Consider the following 12,650-nt stretch of genomic DNA (forward strand, 5'->3'; position numbering starts at 1 on the left):
CTTATTTACATAGCAACTATTGACCAATAACACCAACAACAGTAATACGTTTATGATCAGGAACCTCTTGGTATGAGAGAACCGACATATTAACCATTCCATAACGCATAAAGCGCGCCAACATAGGACGAATCGGCGCAGAAACTACCAAAATTGGTGCATTTCCCATTGCCTCTTGCTGCTCAGCAGATTGCTTAAGCGATGACTGCAATTGCTCTGCCATTTGTGGCTCAAGAATTAAAGCCTCTTCATTTTTAACACCAGACTGCTGACTCTGCTGCACTGTCTGCATTAACATTTTTTCAAGCTGCGGCTCTAGCGTAAGAACAGGTATTTCTTCAACACCATCCGCTAACGTTTGAATAATAAGCCTCGATAAGGAAGTTCGAACCGCTGCCGTTAATATCATCGGATCTTGCGTCTTCGGCTGAACCCCCATAATAGACTCGGCAATAGTCCGCATATCACGCAAAGGCACACCTTCGATCAACAAGTTCTGCAACACTTTCAACAACACACTTAAAGGCACAGTATTTGGCACTAACTCTTCAGCTAACTTAGGGTTATATTGCTTCAAGAGACTCAGCAATTGCTGCACTTCATCATGACCTATGAGCTCATACGCATGCTTATGCATAATCTGATTGATATGTGTGGCCACTACCGTACTCACATCAACCACAGTATATCCATAAGTTTGAGCCTGATCTCTACTTTTAGGGTCAATCCACACCGCATCAAGACCAAATGAAGGGTCTTTACCTGCAATACCATCAATCGCACCAAACACTTGTCCCGGATCAATAGCCAAGTCCTTATCAGGGTGCACCTCAGCTTCAGCCAAACTCACCCCCATCAAGGTGACTCTATAGGCATTCGGCATTAAATCTAGATTATCTCGAATGTGCACACTCGGCACCAAAAAGCCCAAATCTTGAGAAAGCTTCCTACGTACACCTTTAATTCTCGCCAACAATTCTCCACCTTGGCTTTTATCCACCAAAGGTATCAAACGGTAACCGACCTCTAAGCCCAACATATCTACAGGAGCAACATCGTCCCAACTAAGGTCCTTAGCTTCCGCAGGCACCTCACTACGCCCTTCAGCCCCCGGTTTACTAACAGAACCTTGCTTTTGCTTGGGCTTTTGTTTTTTTCGATATTCCAAGAAGAAAGCTAAGCCACCTAAGCAAGCCGCTAGAGAAAGAAAAGAAAAGTGAGGCATACCTGGCACTACACCCATAATAGTCATAACGCCAGCAGCAACATACAAGACCTTGGAAGAACCAAACATTTGGCTCATAACCTGAGAGCCCATATCACCACTTTCATTAACTCGAGTAACCATAATGGCTGCTGCAGTAGACAGCATTAATGATGGCAACTGTGCGACTAGACCATCACCTATTGTTAAAAGCGAGTAACTCTCAACCGCTTCATTAAATGAAAGGTCATGCTGAGCTATACCTACCGATAAGCCACCAATAATATTGATCCCTAGAATCAACAAACCCGCAATGGCATCGCCCTTCACGAATTTTGAAGCACCATCCATAGACCCGTAAAATTCTGCTTCAGATGCTATTTCCATTCGACGTGTTTTAGCCTGTTCCGCATCTATCATGCCGGCATTCAAGTCCGCATCGATGGCCATTTGCTTCCCCGGCATTGCATCTAGCGTAAAACGGGCACTTACTTCAGATATACGGCCAGCACCCTTGGTTACTACGGCAAAATTGATAATCATCAATATGCCAAACACCACAAAACCAACAACGTAATTACCACCGATAACCACTTCACCAAAGGCCTGAATTACCTTACCTGCGGCATCACCACCCTCGTGTCCATCTAAAAGCACCACACGCGTTGAAGCCACATTCAACGCCAGACGCATCAATGTAGAGACAAGAAGAACAGTAGGAAAAACGGCAAAATCTAGAGGACGTAATGAATAGATAGCGACTAGTAACACAACGATTGCGAGAGCAATATTGAAAGTAAAAAGAACGTCTAACAAAAATGATGGAATCGGCAAAATCATCATCGCAAGAAGCGATAATAACAGCACAGGAATACCTAGGCTTCCCCTGAATATACCTTGAGCTTGCCCTGCAAGTCGACTACGGTCAAAATTCACACTAAATTCCTATAAACAAACAGTACAGTATGATTATTCACCATCCCACCTAAACTCATCAGGCACGTCCAATGTAGGCATAGGGTCAGGCATTGGAGCACCAGTACGGGCATTACGCAGCTGATAAACATAAGCCAGCAACTGCGCAACCACTTTAAACAAACCTTGCGGTATTTCATCACCAATTTCAGTATGGCGGTAAATTGCACGCGCTAATTCAGGCGATTGTATCACAGGGATATCGTAGTGATTGCCAATTTCACGTATTTTCAGGGCAATAAAGTCTCCACCTTTGGCTATCATAATTGGCGCAGCACTTCCTCCCGTTTGATCATATTTAAGGGCAACAGAGAAATGGGTCGGGTTGGTAATAATCACATCTGCCTCTGGCACATCAGACATCATTCTATTCATTGCTGCTTGGCGCTGTAATTGACGGATCCTGCCCCTAACCTGAGGATCACCTTCTTGCTGTTTAAATTCGTCTTTTACTTCTTGTTTAGTCATCTTTAGCTTTTCTTTATGTGACCAGATCTGAAAGGGCACATCAATCGCAGCGATCAAAACCAATGCAAGAGTCACAAAAACAAACGACCAAACAACAATATCAATGCCATGAGCAACCGACAGCTCTATTGCTTGAAATGTCAGCGCCAAGGTCTCAGGAAGAAAATAATTGATAACCAGAACAGCAACCAAACCAACAAGCGACACTTTAGCAATAGACTTCAATAGCTCAACCAAAGATTGCATTGAAAACATACGCTTAATGCCTGCGATAGGACTCATTTTACTCAACTTGGGCAGAAGAGGTTCCCAAGAAAAGTTCAATCCCCCCAAAGCAATACTGCCAATTATCCCAGCCGCCGCCAATACACTCATCAACAAAATCATAGAGTCCATCATAGCGACAACAGACTCATACAAATGAAAAACCATTCGACTTAAATCAAATATATCTTTTCGTTCAACAATGAAATTGAAATTAAACAAGACAGATAAGTCACGAACCAAAAGCGTTCCGGTACCATATATTGTTACCGCAGCAACAATCAGTAAAAGCGCCGAACTTAAGTCCTTCGAGCGAGGTAAATTACCCTTGGCTCTGGCATCCTGTAGCTTTTTGCTACTGGCACTTTCGGTTTTTTCACTACCGTCTTCGTTCTCAGCCATCCAGCTGAATCCCCCATGTTACTTTTAGCCAGTCTATAATTTCCCTAAAAAACAGCAAGTAGATATCCAGAAAATCATCCAACATAATCCAGAAGAAATAGAGAGAGAACAACATAATTATTGGGAAACCCAAGGCAAAAATATTTAACTGGGGCGACGCCTTTGCAACAACACCAAAAGACAAGTTGATGATTAATACTGCTATTCCCAGCGGCATCACTATCAGCAAAGCTTTTTCAAACATCCAGCCGCCGAGAAGCACCAACTGCCAATAGCGCTGATGATCAAAACCACCCCCTATAGGCCAATAATTAAAACTCTCAGCAAGATACTCTATCATCACTAAGTGTCCATCTGTACCAAGAAAGGCCAAAGCCACCATAGACAAGTAGTATTGTCCCATTGTCGCAACAGAAATACCGTTAGCAGGGTCATTAGACATAGCAAAACCCAAACCTGCCTTCATTGCGGCCAACTGACCCGCTAAAGAAAACAACTGAAATAGCACGGTAACAACAAACCCCAAAACAAAACCAATTATCAATTGCTCTGCAATTAACACAATATAAGCAGGAGAGACAGGGTCATAATCTGGGGTTTCAATGACTGGGGTAACCACAACAGCCACTAAAAAAGAAAATGCAATACGTATACGGGTGTTAACAAGACGACTCCCAATTAAAGGAAGAGCCATAAAGAATGCGCCAATACGAAAAAAAGGCAAAAGAAAGCTAATAGTAAGATTTAAAACTTGATCAGGGTTAAGCTCTAACATCAGCCTATTATCATAGGAATATTAATAAATAAGTTATTTGTGAAATCCATAAGTTTAGTCAAAATCCATGGACCCAATTGCATTATGACCAAAATAGTCACAATCAACCTTGGAAGAAAAGAAAGCGTCTGCTCATTAATTTGTGTCGCTGCTTGAAAGATACTAACAATTAGACCAACTAACAAGCTGGGCAACATAACAACACCCACAATCAATACGATCAGGTAGAAGCCCTGCCCATATAAATCTAAAACCACTTGAGGGTTCATCGCTAAATCCCAAAGCTTGCGGCTAAAGTACCCATAATCATTGCCCAACCATCAACCATTACAAAGAGCATTATTTTAAAAGGCAAAGAGATAATAATCGGAGACAACATCATCATACCCATGGCCATCAATACACTAGCAACCACCATATCGACAATCAAGAAAGGAATAAAGATCATAAAACCGATTTGGAAAGCGGTTTTTAATTCGCTAGTCACAAAAGCAGGCATCAAGATAGTAAAGGGCAAGTCTTCCATTGACTGTATTGTCCCCTCTTTGCCCGCCAACTTAACGAACAAAGCAATATCATCCTCCCTTGTTTGTGCCAGCATAAAGTCCCTCATAGGAACCGATGCCGCCTCAACAGCCTGTACAGAAGTCAGAGTTTCATTTAGATAAGGCTGAAGGGCAACCTCATTAACCTTATCCAAAGTGGGCGTCATGATAAACAAAGTTAAAAAGAGCGCCATACCAATCATAACTTGGTTAGAAGGCGTTTGCTGTAAACCGATCGCCTGACGCAAAATCGCAAAAACAATCACAATTCGAGTAAAAGATGTCATCATCATTAACGCCGCAGGCAGCAGCGTTAATGCCGTCATAATGAAGAGAATCTGCAGAGATACAGAGTAATCCTGACTACCATCAGGATTAGTTACTACAGTCACTGCCGGCAAGCCGCTTTCAGCAAATGTAAAACTAGGCAAAAGAAACATTAAAAACAACAAGGCAATTCTCATTTTTTTGCCTCTTGTAATATAGACGTACATTCCGATGATTCTTGCCCCTCAATATCAACATCTTCTAAAACAGAGGCGAAACTTTTCTTCTGAGAGGGAATATCTTTGAGGTGAGTAATATTATGAGGAGTAACGCCAATCAATATTTTTTCCCCTTCTACCTCAACCAGCATTAGCTTTTCTTTTGTTCCCAATGATTGAACATTAAGCACTTTAATATCAGATTGCCCTAATTTCATTTGAGCCAGTTGAAAACGCTTCACCAACCAAAGACAAGCTGGAATAAAAACAACAATAAAAACTAAAGAAAGAACAATTTTCCAGATGGAGAAAGTTGGAGTAGGTGATGTTTGATAATCAACAGCATAAAGAAGAGAAGCAGCCATAACTGATATGACTGCCAATATAAAACTAAGCAAGCGATGAAAAGTCAATGACGTTATTTCAACCGTTTTAAGCGTTCACTTGGACTCACAACATCAGTCAAGCGAATACCATATCTATCATTTACCACCACAACCTCACCATGAGCAATTAAAGTACCATTAACCAGAACATCTAAAGGCTCCCCTGCATAACGATCAAGCTCAACAACAGAGCCCTGAGTAAGCTGCATTAGGGTTCGTATGGCAATCTCAGTACTACCAAGTTCCATGGACAAATTGACAGGGATATCCATAATAAGGTCAAGATCAGAACCAATACTACCAACAGGAACGGTTGCCCCTGAAAGCTCATCCAGCTTTACAGGCGTCACCTCTTCCTGTTCGCTCATAGCAGCGGCCCAATCATCGCCACCACCAGCATCACCAGACTCTTCCATGGCAGCAGCCCACTCATCTGCTAGACCATCGCCATCGCCTTCGTTGTCACCAGACTCTTCCATCGCAGCAGCCCATTCATCGGCTAAACCTTCGTCCATACCTGCTTGATCAGGAGATTCTTCATTCGCCATTTTACTTAGCTACCTTATCTTTATTCATTTTAAAACTTTCAACCATTTGTACCGAGTAGCGGTCATTACTCATACCTAATTTCCCTTTGAAAGAAGGGTAATCATTAGCTCGGACAGTCACAAACTCTGGCATTTCAATTGGGATGACATCCCCAGCTTTAAACTTCAACACCTCACCTAGAGATATTTTTCGGTTCGCCACACCGACGGACAAGTTAACACTAATATCCTGAATATCTTGCTCAAGTGATTTACCCCAGCGATCGTCTTTTTCATCGACATCACTTTGGACACCTGCATCAAGCAATTCCCGAACTGGCTCAATCATAGAATAAGGCAAGGTAATATGAAGTTCGCCGCCACCGCCATCCAATTCAATATGGAAAGTAGACACAACAACCACTTCACTAGGGCTAACGATATTGGCCATCGCTGGATTTACTTCTGAACTGATATATTCTAAATCAAGTTTGAGGACGGGAGCCCAGGCTTCAGTTAAATCAACAAATACCTGTTCCAACATCAACTGAACAATACGAATTTCTGTAGGTGTAAATTCACGCCCTTCTATCTTGGCATGGCGACCGTCACCACCAAAAAAGTTATCAACTAATTTAAAGACTAACTTCGCATCCAAAATAAAGAGCGCGGTGCTTCTCAAAGGTCGGAACTTAACCAGATTCAAACTAGTAGGAACATAGAGTGTATGAACATACTCTCCGAACTTCATAACTTGAAGGCCACCAGAGGACACATCAGCAGTTCGTCGGAGCATATTAAATAAGCTTATACGTGTATAACGTGCAAAACGCTCATTAATCATTTCTAGTGTAGGCATTCGCCCACGAACTATACGTTCTTGACTCGTAATATCGTAAGATGCCACACCATTGGCATCTCGTGTATCTTCCTCTTCAGGCTTTTCATCTGCCCCATGCAAGAGGGCATCAATTTCATCCTGAGATAATAAGTCTTGAGCGGACATAATGATTATTGCATCACAAAGTTAGTAAACAGAACATTATCTATGCCACCCATTCCAGTCTCTTGCTGCAAAATACCATTGATGGCATCTACAGAAGCTTCTTTTAATGCTGTTTTTCCTGCTTGGGTTTGTAAATCAGTAAAGGACTGGCTAGCAAACAATAGTAGTAGGCTGTTTCTTATCAATGGCATATGAAGAGTCAACGCATTAATTTGCCCCGCATCTTTAGACTGTACCGTTAAACTCAGCTGAACATAACGCTGCTTACCATCTACCATATAATCCACAATGAAAGCCGGATCTAATGCCAAGAACATGGATGGCATTTGAATATCAACCATCTCTTCCATTGGAGCTTCACCACCCTCCTCTTCAACAGGCTCATCTGAACCACTAAAGAAAAGAAAAAAAGCTGCGGCTCCGCCACCCAATAAAACAACAACAAGAGCAATGATGATTATCAGCTTTTTTTTACCACCAGAGGACTCTTCTTCACCACCAATGTCTAAATCGTCGTCAGCCATTATTTACAAACCTTACTTAATATAAAAATTCCTATTATAGAGCACATAGACACTCTAACGTAACTGCCCCTCTATTCTACAAAGAATCCAACATAGCACCATCAATTTTTATGACTTTATGCATAGTAATCCACCCCGCTGGCTGAAACATAGGAGGTATTACTTGAAATTAACCCATCATCTGACTCTTCACTAAAAGCAACACCTTGACCGTTCGAATTCGTATCGTCCTGCTCTCTTTGCGTTTGAGAGGCATCTTGTTGAGAAACATCAACATCGGCCTTACTCAAATCCATACCTTGCTGTGCCAACATATCTCTTAATCGGTTCATTTGACTTTCCAGCAAATCTCTAGCCTGTGGCGTTGCAGCAACGAAACTTACTTGGGTCGTTGCATCGTTATCAACAGACACTTTTACGGTCAAACTCCCCAATTCTGGCGGATCCAAACGGATATGTGCCGTATGCCCCCCTTCGCGCGCTACCCAACTAACCTTCTGTGTTATTTCATTTGCCCAATTAGGGTGTTCAGGCGGTACTGTCATGGTTAAATTAGGTTGCTGTGCTGCTATTGAAGGAGAAGCGGAACGAACAGCACTAACACCCTGCAAAGAACTATTCAAACCACCAGCTGGCAAATCTCCGGTCTCTTTACCTTCCGATTGAATAGCTATACGCCCTAGCATTGTTTCCAGTTCTTTTTTCCTAAGTTCAATAGGCTCATCGACAACAACATTATCTTCCCCAGCCAACGCATCATCAAGACTAATATCCACTTCTCCCGATAGGAGATCATCAGTCAATTCTTCAGACAATATGTTAGCCGACTCACTAACCTGATCAGTTATAAGAGAGCTTGGTGCCCCCCCCTCCTTACTTAAACCAGATACAGCAGAAGCGAAAGTATTTATAGGAACAACCTTACCGTTACTTTTATCCATCTGAGACAGAACCCAAGACAGTTCCTCGGCACTTTCATCACCAACCTGCAATTGAGCGCCCCCTCCTTCAGAAAGCAATGATTTATCCAAAAGCAACGCTTCTTTTGAAGGCTGAACCTGTTTTTCCATAGACTCAGTATTTAAACTATTGTGAGTTGCATTTTTCTGAAAAGCATTAGATTGAACAAGGGCCAACAACGAGGCTAATTTATCCGATGATTGGCTTGCAGATTCTACAGAAGTTTTTTCCAAATCAGTTTCAGTGTTAAGAGGATCATTGGTATCTAACTCTGAGTTCTGAATTTTAGATACAGATCCCACGCTTGGTGTAATTAATGACTCATCCTCAATAACAACTTCTTTAACAGCTGCGCTATTCAGAGAATTTTCAGGTAATGGAGCTGCATCAGTTAACAGCACTTCCCCCTGAACAATAGAGTCTTCGTTAACTCTTATAGGACCTTGTCCAGCAATTGACGTTACATTATCGCTAGCATCAGATGGATCGTCGATCGTTGTATTTGCATCGACAATAGAATCACCTACTTCAAAGGTGCCTATGCGCTGTGCTACTTCAGGAACTATAGACGGATCCTTTAAAATATTATCTTGGGTATTATGCGCAACCTTTTTAGAACTAATTGGTGTTTCTAGGGAGTCATACTCAGCGACTTTGAGAGTTTCTACATCTAATTCACTCAGGGAGAGGGAGGATTGCGCAGACTTAAGATGTTCATCATTCACTGCAAGGTCAGTAGTAACTGCATCATTAAAAGATTGATTGAGCGCGACAATTTCTTCTTTGGAAAGAGGTATATCAACCTTTTTAACCACAGTGGCTGGTGGCTCCACTTTTACGCCACTCATATCAGATGGGTCTAATGGTAAGCCACTTACGAGAACTTCTTTACCTTCAGGCTGCAAAACATTGCCATCTTTATCAACCACAACTTCCGCTGTAGTAGACATATCAACTTGATTAGAATTCGGCTTACTTGAAGTAGCAACACCAGTATCAGTTGCTCCGCCCACAACTCCAACTGAAGCCTCATGGCTTTCAGGAGAACTAGAAGAGCTCGCTTGCTTTGGTGAGTAACCGGCTTGTTTCGCGATATTAAGTTCGCTTTCAAAAGCCTCTCCTTGACTGCTGGGAGACTTCGACACTTTCGTGGTTTTAGTCGGATTATCTAATGATAAAGACAATACCGTATTTGAATCTGCGCGCATAACTTCCTCCAACGATATTGAAAGCTATGCAATTGGGAGGCCAATTTATTAAAGTGGAGAAGTAGACCAATCATAGTAAGCTGAAACAGCTCTGCCTCCTTTCGAAAACTCTATTTTCGAACATAGTCCTTTCACTAATGCCAGACCACGGTTATACAGTAACTCTTCATTAGGCAATTCGTAACTAACTTCATTAAAGTCAAAGCCTTTCCCACTGTCTTCAACATATAAAATCAGGTTTCTTTCATTGCAATGGGAAACCACTTTAACGGAAATTTTCACGTACCCTTCAGTCAACTGCTTTAGCTTTTTTTGCCGTTCTTCATAATAGACAGAGAAACCATCAACAGAATGCTTACTATTAGAATCTAGGTTGAGAACGCCATGTTCGAGCGCATTCGAATACAGCTCTGATAAAATCATAAATATCTGACGAGACAGTACACTTCCACCAGGTAAAGAAGTAATTACGTTTAAAACATAGGGCAAAGGATCACTATTTCGAAGTGAGTCAGCATTTAATACATATTCGAAAGACAAATCGACTGGAATATCATCAGCTGCAGCCAGTTGTGGAGAGTTCTCATAATCTAGGTCGAATTGCCCTTTCGATACCCCTTGAAGAACAAACAACTGCACAATAGAGTTCAATTTGGCAACAACAAAGTAGGGGCTATAAGGTTTAGAAATAAAACCAACGCCACCCACTCGCAAAAAGTTAGCAGGCGCTACGGTGGGAGCTTCTTTTGAAGAAAAAACAATCGGAGTAAAGTTATCTCCAGCTTTCGCCTGAATTTCAAGCGCCGTATCCCAGCCACTTTTACTGGGTACACTCGTCCCTAAACAGACTAGATGAATGCTTGACGGATCATACTTATTAACTGCATCTTGCCCATCTTCAGCTAAGATCACATTATAACCAAAGCGGTCCAGTATCTCTTTTAATAAAAGTCGATCTGAAGGGTCATCATCTGCAACCAATACGGTCAACACTTTCTTCATTGGAATCACTCAAAAAAATAAAATAACTCACGGTAAAAGATCACCGTGTTTTTTTATTCCCCTCTCGATCCTTCAAGAAGCTGCAGACTATCGCCCTCAACTTGGGGAGTTGTTTTATCCATTATTTCTTGTACTTTATCGACCATCTCATTGATCGACTCACGTGCTAAATCCAGTCTTTCCGAACCTATAGTACGATCAGACTGTAGCGAAGACAAACTAGACTCAGCAACAGCTCTCATTTCTTCAATTTGGGTCTGAACCTTGCTAATGTCATGCTCTAGATCTACAGAGAAACGACGCCTAACATTAGCACTTTCACCTTCTGTCGCCGAAAGACTAGACAATACACCAACACGGACCTCATTAAGCCAACGCTCTACATCATTCAGAAGTACAACATCAGAAGACAAATCCTTCTCTACTAGTTGCAGTCTCTTAAGAACAAGCTCATACCCCAGCAACAAAGAATCCCGAACTTGCTCTGATACATCTGCCACACTATTTAACTCGGGATGAATATCCTGACAGACAACCAGGGCATCACTTTGAGGAATCAGCTCGTCATCAAGACCTTCAGTTTGGTAGATTTTCTGAGACATTAAAAAAGGGATTTGTTGTAGTTTAGTAACTTCTTCAATATTGTCGTCGCCAAGTACATTATTCACTTCTTCAAACAGCTCAACCACATTTCTACGTATAGACTCTAAGGACTGTGAAAAACTTACATAGGGTGAATCCGACCTTAATATTCGAATTGGCGCAGTCCAAATATCTTTTTCAATGAGTTGAAGACTATTATGTAAAATCTTCAACTCAGCTTCCTCAGACTTAGACTCCAAAACAATGATACTTCTTAGACTCTCTTCTTCTGAGTCAGGCGCACCACTAAGGCGATTAACTTTTACCCCATACACTCCAGATGACAATTTAACTATGGTTTCTTTATCAGATAAAAGAACCGAGTCAACCACACGTTCTCCAACTGGAGTATCTACGCCTGAGTAGATACCAAGAACAGGCTCAAATGCAGCAGAGTTAGAAATCCATAGTCGCTCGGCGCCGGCACTCATCCATGCAACATCACCAACATCATTGGTAACAAAAAATGGCTCTTCGATACTAGAGAAAACTATCTCTAAAAGTTTTAAGTTCGCTGCAGTTAATGCAAGATCAAAACCTTGAGTTTCTAGCTCATTGTCCAACATGTACCCCAAGTGGGTAAATTCATCAATACAACTACGATGTGCCCCGACTATGGAATGCTTATGTCTATCAACAATATTATGTAAATCAGCAATACCTGAGCGCATTTGCCTTACATAACTTGCTGCCCAATAGACGATAAAGAAGGCTAACAACGCAAAGGCTCCAATAGGCCACCATATTAACTTTTCAACAAATACTTGGCGCTCGTACTCATAAATAACACTCATTTCGGAAAGCTCATCACCTAAACGTTCCAACACCTCAATCGCATAATAAATGGAGGTTCGATCATCTTCAGAGAGAGGCAAGAGAAATTTATGGGATAAGCTATCTAAAAGCACCTTGGCACCAGCTATTTCGTCACCAGACAATGATTCAAACATCATTAAGTCTTGCTCGATTAACTGATATTCCCCAGTTAGTACTTGATGTAAATGACTCGATGAATGCCCTAAACTGCCTTCATCGTATAGTTGCCTATCTTCAATGAGCAACCATTCAAGCCAATGCTCCTCCGCATGGTGTACTACCGACACTAAATCATTAAGCTTTGTCTGTTGGATTTTATGCTTTTCAATTGTCGAGTTCATCACAAAAAACAAACCGACAAACGACAACAGCAAAAGAAACAACAAGCCAAATACACCTTTCTGTAATCGACCAACAAGCTCTTTTCTCGGCAACTCAGGGGAAACATTTTGTGTATTCAT

12 protein-coding genes are annotated in these 12,650 nt (G+C 41.7%); all 12 read right to left on the reverse strand.

Going from position 1 to position 12,650, the window contains the following annotated elements; translation table 11 throughout:
• Positions 1-16: 16 nt before the first annotated feature.
• Positions 17-2,140 carry a flagellar biosynthesis protein FlhA gene (flhA, locus tag OFY17_RS00660; RefSeq protein ID WP_318013641.1) on the reverse strand — a complete coding sequence of 708 codons (2,124 nt, stop codon included), beginning with the start codon at positions 2,138-2,140 and terminating at the stop codon, positions 17-19.
• 33 nt (positions 2,141-2,173) lie between these two features.
• Positions 2,174-3,313: a flagellar biosynthesis protein FlhB gene (gene flhB / locus OFY17_RS00665; protein ID WP_263528759.1), complete on the reverse strand. Its 1,140-nt coding sequence runs from the start codon at positions 3,311-3,313 to the stop codon at positions 2,174-2,176.
• Entirely contained in the window at positions 3,306-4,088 is a 783-nt protein-coding gene (fliR, locus tag OFY17_RS00670; protein ID WP_263528760.1) for a flagellar biosynthetic protein FliR, read from the reverse strand. Before fliR ends, flhB begins: the two co-directional genes overlap by 8 nt.
• Positions 4,088-4,357, reverse strand: a complete 270-nt coding sequence (gene fliQ, locus OFY17_RS00675) for a flagellar biosynthesis protein FliQ (protein WP_263528761.1) — start codon at positions 4,355-4,357, stop codon at positions 4,088-4,090. The genes fliR and fliQ overlap by 1 nt, the downstream gene beginning before the upstream one ends.
• A gap of 2 nt (positions 4,358-4,359) precedes the next feature.
• Positions 4,360-5,097: a flagellar type III secretion system pore protein FliP gene (gene fliP / locus OFY17_RS00680; RefSeq protein ID WP_263528762.1), complete on the reverse strand. Its 738-nt coding sequence runs from the start codon at positions 5,095-5,097 to the stop codon at positions 4,360-4,362.
• On the reverse strand, positions 5,094-5,531 hold the full coding sequence (gene fliO, locus OFY17_RS00685) for a flagellar biosynthetic protein FliO (RefSeq protein WP_263528763.1): 438 nt from the start codon (positions 5,529-5,531) through the stop codon (positions 5,094-5,096). The genes fliP and fliO overlap by 4 nt, the downstream gene beginning before the upstream one ends.
• A gap of 5 nt (positions 5,532-5,536) precedes the next feature.
• The gene (gene fliN / locus OFY17_RS00690; RefSeq protein ID WP_263528764.1) at positions 5,537-6,052 is read right to left on the reverse strand and encodes a flagellar motor switch protein FliN; all 516 of its coding nucleotides are present in this window, start codon (positions 6,050-6,052) and stop codon (positions 5,537-5,539) included.
• A gap of 1 nt (position 6,053) precedes the next feature.
• Entirely contained in the window at positions 6,054-7,037 is a 984-nt protein-coding gene (gene fliM / locus OFY17_RS00695) for a flagellar motor switch protein FliM (RefSeq protein WP_263528765.1), read from the reverse strand.
• A 5-nt stretch (positions 7,038-7,042) separates the two neighbouring features.
• Entirely contained in the window at positions 7,043-7,561 is a 519-nt protein-coding gene (locus tag OFY17_RS00700; protein WP_263528766.1) for a flagellar basal body-associated FliL family protein, read from the reverse strand.
• 116 nt (positions 7,562-7,677) lie between these two features.
• A complete protein-coding gene (locus tag OFY17_RS00705) occupies positions 7,678-9,729 on the reverse strand; it encodes a flagellar hook-length control protein FliK (RefSeq protein WP_263528767.1) in 2,052 nt (683 codons plus the stop codon).
• 48 nt (positions 9,730-9,777) lie between these two features.
• A complete protein-coding gene (locus OFY17_RS00710) occupies positions 9,778-10,731 on the reverse strand; it encodes a response regulator (RefSeq protein WP_263528768.1) in 954 nt (317 codons plus the stop codon).
• A 53-nt stretch (positions 10,732-10,784) separates the two neighbouring features.
• Positions 10,785-12,650 (reverse strand): hypothetical protein, encoded by a 1,866-nt coding sequence (locus OFY17_RS00715; RefSeq protein WP_263528769.1) that lies wholly within the window; start codon positions 12,648-12,650, stop codon positions 10,785-10,787.

It is taken from the genome of Marinomonas sargassi, assembly GCF_025716875.1.
GTDB classification, from domain to species: Bacteria; Pseudomonadota; Gammaproteobacteria; order Pseudomonadales; family Marinomonadaceae; genus Marinomonas; species Marinomonas sargassi.